Source organism: Cryobacterium sp. TS_SC_7 (assembly GCF_056156285.1).
The window spans coordinates 1,920,033-1,935,932 of the sequence record NZ_CM149589.1 but is presented as its reverse complement, the minus strand read 5'-3'; the positions used below and the strand labels follow the sequence as shown (position 1 = coordinate 1,935,932).

Annotated in this window: 9 protein-coding genes; 5 read left to right on the top strand and 4 right to left on the bottom strand. The window is 67.3% G+C overall.

What is annotated here, in order from left to right:
- Positions 1 to 3 precede the first annotated feature (3 nt).
- From AC0J5J_RS08930 to AC0J5J_RS08920, 3 genes are all read right to left on the bottom strand, one after another.
- Entirely contained in the window at positions 4 to 876 is an 873-nt protein-coding gene (locus AC0J5J_RS08930; protein ID WP_166785478.1) for a branched-chain amino acid ABC transporter permease, read from the bottom strand.
- Positions 877 to 878: 2 nt separating this feature from the next.
- A complete protein-coding gene (locus tag AC0J5J_RS08925; RefSeq protein WP_134423975.1) occupies positions 879 to 2,063 on the bottom strand; it encodes an ABC transporter substrate-binding protein in 1,185 nt (394 codons plus the stop codon).
- Positions 2,064 to 2,238: 175 nt separating this feature from the next.
- Positions 2,239 to 3,177 carry an EamA family transporter gene (locus tag AC0J5J_RS08920; protein ID WP_474897601.1) on the bottom strand — a complete coding sequence of 313 codons (939 nt, stop codon included), beginning with the start codon at positions 3,175 to 3,177 and terminating at the stop codon, positions 2,239 to 2,241.
- A 166-nt stretch (positions 3,178 to 3,343) separates the two neighbouring features.
- On the opposite strand from AC0J5J_RS08920, the gene AC0J5J_RS08915 reads away from it, so the two are divergent.
- From AC0J5J_RS08915 to AC0J5J_RS08895, 5 genes are all read left to right on the top strand, one after another.
- Complete coding sequence (locus AC0J5J_RS08915) at positions 3,344 to 4,543, top strand: glycosyltransferase family 4 protein (protein WP_474897599.1); 1,200 nt, start codon at positions 3,344 to 3,346, stop codon at positions 4,541 to 4,543.
- A gap of 189 nt (positions 4,544 to 4,732) precedes the next feature.
- Complete coding sequence (locus tag AC0J5J_RS08910) at positions 4,733 to 6,013, top strand: hypothetical protein (RefSeq protein WP_474897597.1); 1,281 nt, start codon at positions 4,733 to 4,735, stop codon at positions 6,011 to 6,013.
- A gap of 213 nt (positions 6,014 to 6,226) precedes the next feature.
- The gene (locus tag AC0J5J_RS08905; RefSeq protein WP_474897595.1) at positions 6,227 to 10,276 is read left to right on the top strand and encodes a LamG-like jellyroll fold domain-containing protein; all 4,050 of its coding nucleotides are present in this window, start codon (positions 6,227 to 6,229) and stop codon (positions 10,274 to 10,276) included.
- A 162-nt stretch (positions 10,277 to 10,438) separates the two neighbouring features.
- On the top strand, positions 10,439 to 12,451 hold the full coding sequence (recQ, locus tag AC0J5J_RS08900) for a DNA helicase RecQ (protein ID WP_474900207.1): 2,013 nt from the start codon (positions 10,439 to 10,441) through the stop codon (positions 12,449 to 12,451).
- A gap of 6 nt (positions 12,452 to 12,457) precedes the next feature.
- Positions 12,458 to 13,042 carry a class I SAM-dependent methyltransferase gene (locus AC0J5J_RS08895; RefSeq protein WP_474897593.1) on the top strand — a complete coding sequence of 195 codons (585 nt, stop codon included), beginning with the start codon at positions 12,458 to 12,460 and terminating at the stop codon, positions 13,040 to 13,042.
- A 5-nt stretch (positions 13,043 to 13,047) separates the two neighbouring features.
- Here the strand turns inward: AC0J5J_RS08895 and AC0J5J_RS08890 are convergent, their stop codons facing one another.
- Complete coding sequence (locus AC0J5J_RS08890; RefSeq protein ID WP_474897592.1) at positions 13,048 to 15,750, bottom strand: cation-translocating P-type ATPase; 2,703 nt, start codon at positions 15,748 to 15,750, stop codon at positions 13,048 to 13,050.
- Between the last annotated feature and the right edge of the window lie 150 nt (positions 15,751 to 15,900).

The following is a 15,900-nucleotide window of genomic DNA, read 5'->3' as shown; positions in this document are numbered from 1 at the left end:
TCGCTACACCCTGACCGCTGTGGGCTTGAGAACGAGGCCCTGAGGACGGACGACGAGCACAAGGATGAGGATGAGGAAGGCGGCGCCGTCCCTCAGGCCCGACGAGACGTAGCCGGCCACATACGCCTCGATCATGCCGAGCAGGAGCGCCCCGACGATCGCGGCCCGGAAGGAGACGAAGCCGCCCAGGACGGCGGCGACGAAGCCCTTGAGGCCGAGCAGCACGCCCCCCGACCAGAGCGAGAGATAGATCGGGGAGGCCACCACGCCGGCGACGCCCCCGACGAAACCCGCAATCGCGAAGGCCAGCACGGATGCCGCGACGGGGCTGATGCCCACGATGCGCGCCGCAACGGGTTGTTCCGCGCAGGCCCTCAACGCTTTGCCCCAGCGGGACTTCTCGTAGAAGAGCACGATCCCGCCGCCGACGACGACGAGCGCGCCGATCATCCAGAATTCCTGAGAACGGATGCTCACCCCGCCGATCAGGATGTTCGTCCCCGGGAACAGGGGCACGCCCTTGGCCTCGGGGCCCCACGCCAGCAGCATGATCGCCTGCAGCAGAGTCGAGACGCCCAGGGTCAGGATGATGGAGATGAGCGGAGTCAGCTTCTTCACCCGCGCGATGATCAGCCGGTCCATCGCGATGGCCACGAGGGTCACCGAGAGGATGGCGACCAGGATGGCCAGTAGGAGAGGCATGCCGGCGGCGGTCAGCCAGACGCTCCCCAGTCCGGCCAGCATCGCGAACTCGCCCTGGGCGATGTTGATGACGTGGCGGACCGTGTAGACGGCGATCAGGCCGACGGCGAGCAGGGCGTACACAGATCCCTGTGAGAGCCCTGCCACCGTCAGCTGCAGGAAATCGGTGAGCACAATCAGTCCTTGAGGAGGTTCCAGCGACCATCCTCGGCCTCAGCCAGGATGAGGGCGGAGGCGTCGAGGCCGGAGTGGTTCTTCGCGGTCATCTTGAAGACTCCCGAGATCCCGGTCCACTCGGCGCTCTCGAGTTCGTCGCGCAGGGCGTCCGCGTCGGTTCCGGCGGCGTCGATCGCGTTGACGGCGATGTGCCAGGCGTCGAAAGCGTGGCCGGCGAAGCCGGACGGCTGCTCACCGTAGGCCGCGTTGTAGTCTGCCTGGAACTGCTCGATCACCTTGCGCTGCGTGTTGTCGGCAGCCAGCTGGTCGGCGACGAGCAGGCGGCCCATCGGGGCGATGACGCCGTTGGCGGACTCACCGGCCGCGTCGAAGAACGCCTGGTTGGAGATGCCGTGAGAGTGGTAGACCGGCTTGTTCACGGCGAGCTGCATGTAAGCCTTCTGGGCCAGGCCGGCCGAGGGGTTGATGCCCCAGATGATGACGGCGTCGGCGTCGGAGCCGCGCACGTTGGTCATCTGCGGGGTGAAGTCGGTGGCGCTCGGCTCGAAGGCCTCCGTCGTCACCAGTGTGATGCCGCGCTCGGCGCCGAGCTCGGTGATGTAGTCGGCGACCCCTTCGCCGAACCCGGTCGCATCGCGCACGAGGGCCAGCTTGGTGTAACCCTTGGCCTCGGCGTCATCGAGGATGCGCTCCAGCACGACCACGTCGTTCTGCGCGGTCTTGAAGACCCACTCGGAGCCCTCGACGATGGCCACGTTGGCTGCGACGGAGATCATCGGGATCTTCGCGGCCTCGGCGATGGGGCGCATCGCCAGGCTGGGGCCGGTGCGGGACGCGCCGATGATGATGTCGACCTGGTCGCTCTCGATCAGCTTGCTGGTTGCCTTGGCCGCGCCGTCCTCGGTCGACTGGTTGTCGATGATGATGAGCTCCACGTCGCGCCCACCGATGCCGCCGTCGTCGTTGAGCTGCTTGGCCAGCATGTTGAGCGTGTTCTGTTCCGGCACGCCGAGGCTGGCGCCCACGCCGGTGACGTCGAGGACGGCACCGATCTTGATCGGGCCTGCCTCCGCGGCAGGGTCGGCCTCGGCCGTTCCTCCCAGGTTCGAGGTGCTGCATCCGGCCAGCACAAGGGCTGTGACCACGGCAATCGGCGCGATGAAACGCAGACGAGACTTCTTCATTGGAATCTCCTTCAGAGGAACAGATAATTAGTGACCGACCAGTCGTTCACTAATTCAGGTGTGGGCCTGACAGTACCGTGGCACCGTCGCGCGCGGCAAGACCCTTGCGGCGGCCCAACGTAACGAGTGGGTGACGGTGTCGGCGACGACCGGATGCGCGCCGGCGGCCGGTTTCTCAGGCCAGCGCGAGCATTCCGGCCGCGGCGAGGGCGAGCGCGAGGCCCAGCCACTGCACCGGCGCGATGCGTTCCCGCAGCACCACGGCGGCCAGCAGGATCGTCCCGGCCGGGTACATGGCCGTGAGCACGCTCATCACACTCAGGTCTCCCGCGCGCATGCCGAGCAGCAGGAGCACGTTGGCCACGACGTCGACCACGCCGCAGGCCACGGCCAGGCGGAGCCCGATGGCGAGCGTCGAGCGGCCGTGCGCGGCGGCATCCGTGGCCACCGTCGCCGGCGTCGTGGCCGGCGCAGCCTGCGTGGTCGCCGCTGCCGCCACCACGGCCCGGCGCCGGCGCAGCGTGACCAGCGCGATCACGCCGACGACGGAGAACATGATGCTCGCATTCACGGCGCGGTTCATCACCAGTGGCACGAGCCCGCTGTCTGCCGGGGTGAGGTCGATCATGACCATGAAGGCGCCGATCATGGCGCCGGAGCCGAGGGCCATCAGCACGCCGAGCAGGCTCGGCCGCACGGCGCCGCGCTCAGGCACGAAACCCACCAGCACCACCGCCACGAGGGCCAGGCCCAGCGCCCAAGAGCCGATCGGGGCGAGCCGGTCGCCACCGGCCAGCCCCACGGTCATCGGCACCACCGCCGACACCACGGCGGTGAGGGGCGAGAGGATGCTCATCGGACCGATCGCCAGGCAGGCGTACAGCAGCGAGATGGCGATGGCGCCGCTGATCCCCGACACCGCACCCCAGAGCACCGCCGATTGAGACCAGACCCCGGCCACGAACGGCAGGGCCAGCAGCAGAGCCACGAGCCCGGACGCCGCGGCCACGGCCGTCACGAGCAGCGAACTCAGGCGCTTGGCGGCGAGCCCGCCGAGGAAGTCGGCGCTGCCGAAGATGAGTGCGCCGGTGAGGCCGAGGACCGCGGTAAGCATAGAACCCGAGCCTAGCCAGAGGTCGGCACCAATCCCCAAAGTGAGCTATTCTCCGACCTAGCGCGAGTGCACGCACAAACACGTCAGGCGGCGGGCCCTTCTCGAAGGGCTGCTCGCACCGCGCAGGCCGGCAGTGGGACTCATCAGATCATTCTGGGGGGAATTCATGACAGGGACGACGGATGGCACGGGCGAGCGATCAGTTGAGCGAGTTGCCTGGGTTTCGGGCGCGTACGGCTATAACGGAGAACTGGTCTACTTCCAGGACATCTTCGCCGAGTTCCTCAGGCGCTTCCCGAACGGGATCATCCCAGTGGCGAAGGACTTCCCGGTCGGGCGGTATCCCGGGCTGGCACTCTCGCCCATTCTTGCGTTCCACCGCCTGGGGCGAACACGCCGAAACGTCGGCGACATCACCTATATCGGTGTCAGGCGGCTGCCGACCGCCGCAACGTGGGTCAGGCTGATTCGGCTCAGGGCAGACGTGTTCATTCTGATCGAGTTCAGTCCGACCTCGCTGGTCGGGTTCCTCATCGCGCGTGCAACCCGGCGCCGCATCGTGCTCCTGATCGAATCGGATCCCTCGTATCGCGGAGCTCCCAGCGGTCGCCTGAGCCTCGCGATCAAGAAATTCGTGGCCGAGCGGGTGGATGCCGTCCTCGTCAGTAACGAGATCGGGGCGAACTTCGTGCGCGACACACTCCGGGTGAGCGAGGCCAAGACGGTCGTCGGCCCCTATCTGACCTCCTGCCCGGCTCCGTTGACCGCGGGCGCTCCCGCCGAACGGCCGCCCGGGGTCGTGCGGATCCTCTTCCTCAACTCCCTGACCGCCCGCAAGGGACTCGCCGAACTGATTCAGGCGCTCGCCGCGGTGGCCGGCGCGCGGACGCGCTGGGTCCTTGATGTCGTCGGAACCGGCATCGAACTCGAAGCGATTCGCCGCCAGGTCGACGCGCTCGGGCTCGGTGACAACGTCGTCTTCCACGGCCGGGTGGCCTATACCGAGATCGGACCCTTCTACTCGTCAGCGGACCTCGTTGTCTGCCCGACGCTGGCCGACTACCGCTCGCTGGGCGGATTCGAGGCTGTCAACGCCGGAAAGCCCGTGCTCGTGTCCTGTTATGACGGTGCCCACCAGGAAATCCTCCGTTACGCTCCCGCCGCGCGGCTCATCGACCCCCGAGACACCGCCTCATTCACCAGTGTGCTCGAGCAATTCATCCTGGACGAGCCGGCACTCGAGGCGGCCCGACGGGCGGCCGGTTCGCCGCCTGAGCAGTTCTCGATGACCAGCGTCGGCGGCAACCTGCAATCCGCCGTGTTGTTGGCTTTGCGCACGAAGACCCTGATTGGAGCCCAACGTTGACCGGGACCACTTTTCCACGGGGTGGCCGACATGCACGGGCAGGACGTAGCCGGGGGCGCGGCGATTCGGACCGGTTCGTCCACGAACCCGGCCCTGACGATGGTGGCCATGGCGTTTCGTCTGTCCGCCCATCTCACCGGTGCCTGGCGTCATGACCTGCGCTGATCCCCGGTCCCTCCGGAGCAGGTCATGATCCGGAGGGTCTGGACCGGCGCGGTCCGGGTGGGCGGGTTCACGTCGAGCATGGTGCTGCTCGCGGTCGCATCCCTGCTGATGATTCCGGCAATGATCCGATCGGGCGGCGTTGACGCGTGGGGCTCGATTGTGATCGGGCAGGCCATCGGTGCGATCGCCGCTACCGTTATCGGGTATGGCTATGGTGTGACGGGTCCGTCAGCGGTGGCCCGCGCGGACGTTCCGGAGGCGCGGTCGGAGTTCCTCGGCTCGCTCCTCACCCGTTCCGTCATTCTCGGTCCGGGCCTCGCGATCGTGTGGGTGCTCAGCATGATCATTCCAAGCCCGGACCGGCCACTGGCCTTCGTGGCGTCGTTGCCCATCGTCTTCGGTGGCATCACGGCAAGCTTTTTCTACATCGGCCGCAGCTCGCCGGTGCAGTTGCTCCTTCTCGAGACCATGCCCCGATTCCTCTTCACGTTGCTCGCCGTCTGGGTGATGGTCTCCGGAGGGTCCGTCTTCTCGGGGCTGCTCCTCCAGCTTGTCGGGGTTGTGGTGGGGCTGTTGGCTTCGATGGCGTGGATTCTTCGTTTCTGGAGCAGGAATGATCGGCGCAGGGTGCGAATCAGGCCCCTGCGACAGATGCTCCGTGAACAGCTGCAGGCGCTGACGACCACCCTGCTCACTGCGCTCTACGGGGGTCTCCCCGTGATCATCGTCGGGTTCGTGTCCCCGGTGGGCCTGGCGTCGTTCGGAGTCTTCCACAAACTGCAGCGACAGCTGGCCGTCGCCGTATCGCCGGTGAGCACGGTCTTCCAGGGCTGGGTTCCACGCCGCTTGAAGGCGGGGTATTCGCCCGTGAAAGCCATCTCCACCGCGCTGGGCGGAACAGCGGTCGTGGCGGCGATGATCGTACTGGTCATGGGAGTCGCCGGGCAGGCCATCTTCGACTGGCTGAGCGCCGGACAGCTGCATGCGGAACAGGGGCAGGTGCTCCTCTCCGGTCTGATCGTTGCAGGGGGCCTGATCCAGGCAGCGCTGTCCTATGCGTGCCTGGTCCCCCTCGGTGGCATCCGGGACGTCATGCTATCCAACGTCGTGGGTATCGCTGTGGGCCTGGGGCTGCTGCCGCTGCTGGCCGGCAACGCGGGGACGACCGGCGCCCTCGCGGCGCTCCTGATCGGGGTGCTCACCCAGATCCTGATCCAGGCCGTGGCACTGGCACGCCGGATTCGCACCGAAGGCGCCTCCGATGCACTCCCGCGGCGAGCGGAACCACTTCGTGAGCAGCAGTAGCATGAGCGCCGCGTTGATCGCGTATCGCTCCAACGGCACGCCATGCCCTTGTGCGCTCGGCTCGGTGCCAATACGGTGCGTGCCAGTTGCGTTCTTCCCGCGTCGGAGATCACCCGATTCCCCCGACGTTCGAGGTTCGTGACGAGTTCTGTTTACCCGCCGCCTTCCACGGACCCTAACGTGATCGGTCGCCTACCCGAGGGATAAATAGCTATGCGAAAATCAATAAGTGTCGTGGCGGCCGTGGCCGTTGTGGCGGGTATGATTCTGGCGGCTCCGACCGCGCTCCCGGCCTCGGCCACCTCCGCCGACGTGCATTTCAGCGCGGACAACCTGCCCACCTGGCAGGCCAACGGCGTCGTGTACGCCGTCGCCCACTCGAACGGGAGGGTCGTCGCCGGCGGAACGTTCTCCCAGGTGCGGCCTCCGACGGGGGGCGCCGGCGAGGCGCGAAACCTGAACGCGCTGGCCATCTTCGACGCGGAAACGGGGGCGCCGGACAACTGCCAGCTGCCGGCCGCCCTCACAGGTGGAACGGCCACCATCCGCGCCGTGGTGGCCTCACCCGACGGCAATACGATCTACGTCGGCGGCAACTTCAGTAGCATCGGCGGCGTCAACGTCAACCGTATAGCCGCCATCGACCCGGTGACCTGCACGGTCAGGCCCTTCCGGGTCAGCGCCGTATCCTCGTTCGTCTACGGCCTCGCCGTGACAGAGAACACGGTGTACCTGGCCGGGGCATTCACGACCGTTGCGTCCGCGCCCCGCGAACGATTCGCCGCGGTCAACGCTACGACCGGGGCCCTCCTGCCCTGGGTGGCGAACGCGGAACTGGCCGGTCGCGCCGTCACGGTGTCGCCCGACCGCACAAAGGTCGCCCTCGGCGGTGACTTCTTCACCGTCAACGGTGCCGACTCACATGCCCTCGCAGTGGTCGACGCCGTCACCGGAGCCAACGTTCGCACCTACCCCGTCGGATTCATCCACCGCAACTCCGTCACCCGTGCCCTCGCCTCTGACGACACAGCGTTCTACGCCGGTGCCGAGGGAACCGGCGGCGGCGTCTTCGACGGCGCGTTGTCGATTGACTGGACCACACTCGACCAACGTTGGCGTAACACCTGCCTCGGCGCCACCCAGGCCGTGTTGCCCTACCAGGGCACGCTTTACCAGGCGAGCCACCGCCACGACTGCTCCAGCATGAACGAGTTCCAGGATGGCCTGCGGTACTATTTCAACGCATCGCGGACCGACAACCCGACCCATTTGGGCTGGTTTCCCGCGGCGAACGACGGCATCGGTGAAGGCATCGGGCCGCGGGCGCTGACGGTGGCGATCGGTCGAACGACCGGCCAAACCTATCTCTGGTCCGGCGGCGAGTTCACCTCGATCAATGGTGCAGCGCAGCAGAGCCTGACCCGGTTCGGAACGACCGACTCCGGCGCTCCGCCCATTGCGCCGGTCGCGGCCGAGGCTCTGACCTCTGGAGCTATTCAGGTGCGGGTGCGCTCCGTGGTCGACCCTGACGACAGCCTGCTCACCTACCGTATCTTCCGTAACAACGGCGCGACCCCGGTCTGGACCGGGACGGCATCGTCGCTCTGGTGGACCCGCCCGCAGATCACCTTCGTCGACAACGCCGTGACCCCTGGAACGAATTACACCTACCGGGTCACCGTCAGCGACGGTGTCAACACCAGTGGCCTCTCCGCCACGGCGTCTGCCCGGGCGGTGACCAAGCCGGTGGACTACGCCGGCCAGGTCATCGCCGATGGCCCGAAACTCTACTGGCGTTACGACGAGGCGACCGGGGTGTGGGCGCAGGACAAGTCCGGCGACAGCACGACCGGTCTGAACGGCCTCTACGAGAACGACGTCCGCCGCGACACGGTGGGAGCGATTCCCGGAGACGCGAGCACGGCTGGGCAATTCGACGGATCGAATGACTACGTCTGGAGCGACCAGATGAAACCGGCCCCCGGTACGTACTCGATCGAGACCTGGTTCAAGACGAATACCACCCGCGGTGGAAAACTCGTCGGCTACGGGAACGGCCGGCCACGCACCAACACGGGCGGTATCCAGACGAGTTCCAGCTACGACCGGCATGTCTACATGGAGAACTCCGGACGCATCCGGTTCGGCGTCTACACCGGCACGACGCAGACAATCCGCACAGCCACCTCCTACAACGACAATGCGTGGCACCACCTCGTGGCCACGCAGGGACCCAACGGCATGGTGCTCTACGTAGACGGTGTCGCTGTCGGCCAGAACTCCATCGCGACGGCGCAGACCTACTACGGCACCTGGCGGGTCGGCGGTGACAATCTGAGCTCCTGGCCCGGCGCGCCGAGCAGTCGGTACTTCGCCGGAGCCATCGACGACACCGCGATCTACGACTTCCCGTTGACGCACCAGCAGGTGGTCAAGCACTACTCACTTGCCGGTGGCGCCGTCACCGTCAATGAAACGCCGGCGGACTCCTACGGTGCTGCTGTCTTTACCGACGGAGCCGATATGTACTGGCGCCTCGAAGAGACGGCCGGGACGGTCGCGAATGACTCGTCGTTCCTGGGTCAACGCGATGGAGCCTACGGCGCCCTCGTGGAGAAGCAGCAGGCAGGTCTCGTCAACGGTGGGTCCGCCGTGCGCGCCACGGGCTCGCCCCTGAGCGTTGTTGCATCTGCGCAAACCGGGGCGCCGACGTCGTTCTCGGCCGAAGGCTGGTTCAGGACCGGCACCACGAGCGGGGGGAAGCTGATCGGCTTCGAAAACACCGCCACCGGGACCGGCAGCAGCTACGACAAGCAGGTCTACATGACCGACAACGGCAGCCTGATCTTCGGCGTCTACAACAACGGGTACCAGACGGTCCAGACACCCGGCAGCTACAACGACAATCTGTGGCACCACGTCGTCGCCTCCCAGGGACCCGCCGGCATGACCCTGCACGTCGACGGTGTCCTCACCGGGACCAATGTCACCTCGGTCAACCAGGCGTTCGCTGGATACTGGAGGGCGGGCGGCGGTAACCTCACCGCGTGGCCGCAGCGGCCGTCGAGCGACTACTTCGCCGGCGACCTCGATGAGATCGCGATTTACCCGCGGAGTCTGACCGGAGCGCAGGTCGCGTCGCATTACACCCTGGGCGTCAATGACACCGAGGCTCCGACGGTGCCACAATCCGTTGAAGCTGCACTGGTCGACGGCGGCGCCCACGTGACCTGGGCGGCATCCAGCGACAACATCGCCGTCACGGGCTACCGAGTTCACCGCGGGAGCGCAGCCGACTTCACCGTCGGCGACGCAAACAAGGTCTACGAGGGGCCGACGACCGAGTGGACCGACCCGGCATTGGGCACAGGCACCTATTTCTACAAGGTGGTGGCGATCGACGCGGTCGGCAACACCAGCGGCCCCAGCGAGCCCGCCCAGGTCATTGTGGCCGACACCGAGGCCCCGTCAACCCCGCAGGGAGTGAGCGCAACCGCGTCCGGCGGTACCGTGACACTGAACTGGACGACCTCGTCCGACAACGTGGCCGTCACGGGGTATGAGGTGCATCGCGATGCATCAGCGGACTTCGTCGCCGGCCCGTCGACCCGGATCGCCGAGACGACTTCGGCGAGCTACGCCGACTCCGGCCTGGATGTCGGTACCTACCATTACAGGGTGCTGGCGATGGATGCGGCGGGCAACCTGAGCGAGGCGTCCGCGTCGGCCTCGGCCACGGTCGCCGCCGCTCCGGTGGACCCGGTGGTCATCTCCGTGCCGGTGAGTGAGGATGCCATGGTGGCCCAGGTGAATCCGAACTTCGCCTACGGCAGTTCCAACCAGCTGTCTGCCCGAGGAGGCACGTCTGCTATCGAGTCGTACCTGAAGTTCGCGCTCCCTGCCGCGCCGGCGGGCATGACGCTCACCGGCGCGACACTTCAGGTGCGAACGTCGACGGACAGCACCGCAGCATCGACTGATGCCCACACCTTCAGGATCCTGCTTGGCGAGTGGAGCCAGGGCACGGTGACATGGGGCAACCGGCCAACGGGCCGCGGACCGGACCTGGGGATCCTGACGGGAGCGACGGCCCTGAACGCGAACTACTCGGTGGACCTGAACGCCGCGGAACTGAGCGGGATGACCGGCACCACAGTCTCGTTCGCCATGGTGTCCGGGGGCGGCGACAACGTGAGGCTGTGGTCGAATGAGGCACCCGCCGCCGCCGCCCGCCCGCTGCTGACGCTCACCTACACGCAATAGCAGCGCCGACCTGAGCAGGGACCTGCCGGCGAACCATCGCACCGCGATGAATCGCCGGCAGGTCCCTGGCTTCGGCGGCTAACCCGTCCGCCCCGCCCATCCGTGGGGCGCGGCCGTGTCGGAGGGCGCAGGTAGAGTTGCCGGGTGAGTTGGAACGCCGAAATGCCGTGGGACCCTGACGAGATCGAGCCACCCGACGAGTTCGACGCCCCGCCGCCACCCGACGGTTATTCCGGGGGAGCCACGGCGTGGGAGTCCGCTCCGGCAGGTCAGCCAGGCCCGGCCGGTCGCACCGGCGCATCCGCGCTGCGCACGCCCGCAGCCCCGCCCGCAACCGCCACCGCGAAGTTCGCGACCGCCGCCGAGGCCCTGCGCACGGTCTTCGGCTACGACTCCTTCCGCGGTGAGCAGGCCGCCATCATCGATCAGGTCATCGGCGGAAACGACGCGGTCGTGTTGATGCCCACCGGAGGCGGTAAGAGCCTCTGCTATCAGATCCCCTCGCTCGTGCGCGAGGGCACCGGTATCGTCATCTCGCCGCTGATCGCCCTCATGCAAGACCAGGTCGACGCGCTCACCGCCGTGGGCGTGCGTGCCGCGTTCCTCAACTCCAGCCAGGACTCCGCCGCCCGCGGCCAGGTCGAGCGCGACTACCTCGCCGGCAACCTCGACCTGCTCTACGTGGCGCCCGAGCGACTCTCCTCCGAGGCCACCAAGCGCTTCCTCGACCGGGGCACCATCGCCCTGTTCGCCATCGACGAAGCCCACTGCGTGTCGCAGTGGGGGCACGACTTCCGGCCCGACTACCTGGCCCTGTCCGAACTGGCCGACCGCTGGCCCGACGTGCCCCGCATCGCGCTCACGGCCACGGCCACCGACGCCACCCACAAAGAAATCACCACCCGACTGCAGATGGGCGACGCCCGGCACTTCGTCGCCAGCTTCGACCGGCCCAACATCCAGTACCGCATCGTCGGCAAGGCCGAGCCGCGCAAGCAGCTGCTGGCCTTCATCAAAGCCGAGCACCCCACGGATGCCGGCATCGTCTACGCCCTCAGCCGCAAGACCGTCGAGGCGACCGCCGACTTCCTGCGCCAGAACGGGCTGAACGCGCTGCCCTACCACGCGGGCCTCGACCAGGGCCTGCGCGCCCGCACCCAGTCCCGGTTCCTCCGCGAGGAGGGCGTCATCATCGTCGCCACGATCGCGTTCGGCATGGGCATCGACAAACCGGATGTACGCTTCGTCGCCCACATCGACCTGCCCAAATCCGTCGAGGGCTACTACCAGGAGACCGGCCGCGCTGGCCGTGACGGCCTGCCCTCCACCGGCTGGCTCACCTACGGTCTGCAGGACGTCGTGCAGCAGCGCCGCATGATCGACGAGTCGCCCGGCGACCTCGGCCACCGGCGCAAACTCTCCGCCCACCTCGACGCCATGCTTGCGCTCTGCGAGACCGTCAGTTGCCGCCGGGTCAACCTGCTGCGCTACTTCGGACAGGCGAGCGAGCCCTGCGGCAACTGCGATACCTGCCTCGAGCCGCCCGTCGGCTGGGACGGCACCGTCCCCGCCCAGAAACTGCTCTCCACCGTGGTGCGCCTGCTGCGCGAACGCAACCAGCGGTTCGGCGCGGGCCAGCTCATCGACATCCTGCGCGGCAAGGTCACCCCGCGCACCACCCAGCACAGTCACGACCAGCTGGCCACCTGGGGCATCGGCGCCGACCTCAGCGACCAGCAGTGGCGCGGCGTCGTGCGGCAGCTGCTGGCCCAGGGTTTCCTGGCCACCTCCGGCGAGTACGGCACTCTGGTGCTCACGGATGCCGCGGCGGAGGTTCTCGCGGGCCGCCGCACCGTCGAGCTCCGCACCGAGCCCGAGCGTGCCGCCCGCCCGGCGGCAGGGGCTCGCAAGAGCGCGGCGAAGGCCGCCGCGGCCGACCTCAGCCCGGAGCAGGAGACCCTCTTCGAGGCACTGCGGGTTTGGCGGTCCGCCCAATCGAAGGAGCAGGGCGTTCCCGCCTACATCATCTTCGGCGACGCGACCCTGCTGGCCATCGCCGCGACGAAGCCGGCCACCCTGGCCGACCTCGACTGCATCTCCGGCGTCGGCGCCAAGAAGCTCGATGCCTACGGCTCCGCACTACTCGAGGTCGTCGCCGCCGGCACGGCCGGGTAGCGACGCATGGACTGGACTGAGTTCTACGACAACCAGGCCGGGCGAGCCGCGCGGCCGGTCCTGCTGCAGGCCCTTGAGTTGTGCGGAGTCGATCAGCCCGGAACCGCACTCGACCTGGGCTGCGGCGAGGGAACCGAGTCCCGCCATCTGCTGGTGAACGGATGGCGTGTGCACGCGTTCGACGCCGACCCCGCAGCCGAGGCGCGCGTCAAGGCAGGTCTCGACGAAGACCAGCTCGGTCGGCTGGCCTTCCTCCAGGCCCGGTTCGAGGGGCTCGGAGAACTCCCCGCGGCTGATCTCGTCTACTCCGGATTCGCCCTGCCATTCTGTGACCCGGCGGCCTTTCCTGGCGTGTGGGCCGGCATCCGTTCAGCACTGAAGCCCGGCGCCGTGATAGCTGGCGAGCTCTTCGGCCCGCACGACTCATGGGCAGACCGCGCAGACATGAATTTTCACGACCGAGCGGCCGTCGAGGTGCTGCTCTCGGGGCTCGACGTGCGCAGCCTCGTCGAAGACGACCGCCCCGGCCAGTCCGGCCTTGGCCCCAAGCACTGGCACGTCTTCCACATCATTGCCCGCAACCCCGACTGACGCGTTCACGCCTGCCCGCCGGTCAGTGAGCCGACACCGACCGCCGACGCCGTCCGCCGGCGCGACCAGCGGCGCACGAACTTCTCCACTTCGACGATGACCAGCACGGTGGATCCCACCGCGGCGCAGATCGCCCATTCGCCGGCCGACAGCGCGGTCAGGCCCAGCACGTTTGCGGACGCAGACCAGGTCATCGCGCCCCAGTGCAACAGCAGTGTGCCCAGCGAGGCGACAATCAGCGGTTTGTTCGCCAGGAAGCTTAATTGGAATAGGGATTTCAGCTCCGCGCGGGAACTGAACACTTGGAAGAAGTTGAAGAGCACGAGCATGGTGAGGGAGAACGTGCGGGCATGCTCGAGGCTGTAGCCGGCGCGCAGATTGAGGATGAAGGCGAGGAGAGCGCCGACGGCCATCCACAGCCCCGTGATCGCGGCCCGGAACCAGAGGGTGCGGGACAGCAGGCCCTCCGTACGCGCTCGTGGCGGCCGGGTGAGTTCGTCGCCTTCGCCCGGTTCCAGGGCGAGTCCGATGTCCTGCACACCCTTGGTGACCAGGTTCAGCCACACCATCTGCACGGGGATGAACAGCAACGGGATGGCGGCGAAGACACTCAACGACACCGCGATCATCGCCGCTATTCCCGTGGATACCAGAAAATATGTGACTTTGCGGATGGCGGCGAACGTCACCCTGCCCTCTTCCACCGCGTGCACGATCGTGACGAAGTTGTCATCGGTGAGCACCACATCAGAGGCTTCGCGGGCCACATCCGTTCCGGACCGGCCCATGGCCACTCCGATCGTTGCCGCTTTGAGCGCCGGGGCGTCGTTGACCCCGTCGCCCGTGACGGCCACGATCCGGTCACCCCGTTTCAGCGCTTGCACGATGCGCAGCTTGTCCTTGGGGGAGACCCGGGCAGCCACGCTGGTCTGATCGAGTCGCGCCGTGAGCATATCGTCGTCGAGCTGGGCCATTTCGCTGCCTGTCAACGCGGGCTTGTCCGTCGGCAGCCCCAGCCGGGCGGCGATGGCCAGCGCCGTCACCGGGTGGTCCCCGGTGATCATTTTCACGGTGATCCCGGCCTGCTGGCACTGCTTGATCGCGTCGGCGACACCGTCGCGAGGAGGGTCGGTCATCCCCTCCATTCCCAGGAAGGTCAGCCTCGACGGTGGAGGCAAGGGCTCGCTCAGCGTCTCGTCGTCGGTGAGTGTCCTGCTCCCGGTGGCGAGTACCCGCAATCCGGCCCGGCCCATCTCCTCATTCGCCTCATGGATGTGACGCTCAACCAGGGACTCGGCTCCGTGAGCGTGTGCAACGTGGGTCGACGCCTCAAGCAGAGCCTCCGGGGAGCCTTTGACGTACAGGACGCGTTCTCCCCGGTCGTTCTCGCGCACCGTCTGTGAGCACCGCAGCTCGGGCTCATACGGCTGGTGGGCGACCGTCCGGCACGAACGCTCGCCTTCGGTGACGGCCCCGCGGCGCACCGCGACGGCGGCCATGGCCGCGTCGACCGCGTCCCCGGTGTGCTCGCCGGTCTCGAGGGAGAGGGTGGCCTCATTGGTGAGTGCTCCAGCCCGCAGCACGGCGCGCACCAGAGGAGTGTCCTGGCCCGCCTCCGCCGTGTTCCTGACCACGTCCAGCACTCCGTCGGACGTCCAGATCTTTTCAACCGTCAGGCGGTTCTCGGTCAGGGTGCCCGTCTTGTCCGAGCCGATGATGGTCGTCGACCCCAGGGTCTCCACGGCAGGCAGGGTCCGAACAATCGCGTTTCGCCGCGCCATGCGGGACACTCCGGCGCTCAGGGCGACGGTCAACACGATGGGAAGGGATTCGGGAATGGTGGCCACGGCGAGGGCGACCGACGTGCGGAACATGATCGATGCGTCGGTGCCCAGAAGGATGCCGGTGATGAAGATGAGCACGAGTGCGACCAGGACAACGACGCCGATGAGTCGTTCCAAGTCGTGGATCAGGACTTGCAGGGGCGACTTCGAGCTCGGTCCCTGCACGAGTTTGTTGATCGTGCCGAGCGCCGTGTCCTCGCCGGTGGCAATGGCCACGCCGGCGCCCCGTCCGCTGGCCACGAAGGTGCCGCTGAACGCGATGTTGGTCTTGTCCGCGTCGACGAGTTCCTCGGCCAGCGGCTGGGTCTGCTTGGTGGCGGGCATCGATTCACCGGTCAGCATGGATTCGTCCAGTAGCAGGCCGTTGGCGTCGGTGAGTCGCATGTCCGCGACCACCCGCTCGCCGCTTTCAAGCAGCAGCAGATCGCCCGGAACAACAGTTCCGGTGTCGACGACCTGCTCGACGCCGTCGCGGCGAACCCGGCAGGTCGGCGTCGCCAGTGACCGCAGGGCCCGAACATCCCGCTCCGCCTTGCGCTCCTGAACGAAGCCCAGTGCGGCGTTGATGATGAGAACCAGGAAGATCGCAGCCGAGTCGATCCAGTGCTGTTGCACGGCCGTGATCACGGCGGCGACGAGCAGGATATAGATCAGCGGGCTTCTGAATTGCCGCAGCAGGGTGAGCCACCAGGGGGTGCTGGTGGCGAAATCGAGTTCGTTCGGCCCATGATGGCGCAACCGTTCGGCTGCCTCGTCGGAACTGAGGCCACCCGGACCGCTCCCCAACGCCTCCGAGACATCAGCGGCGCTCCGGCTGTGCCACGAGTTCTCCTGGTCGGTGACGTCACTCAGCCTGCTCGTCATTGCCGGTCCTCCACTCACACTCGATGCCATCAACTTATGCCTGATCGACCTCGGGCTATCGATCTCGGTCAAATCGGTCATATCCCGGCGGGAGGACCGCCCCGTTTGTGGGTAAGGGTGGCCCTCAGCGCGCTACCGCTGTGGAAACCT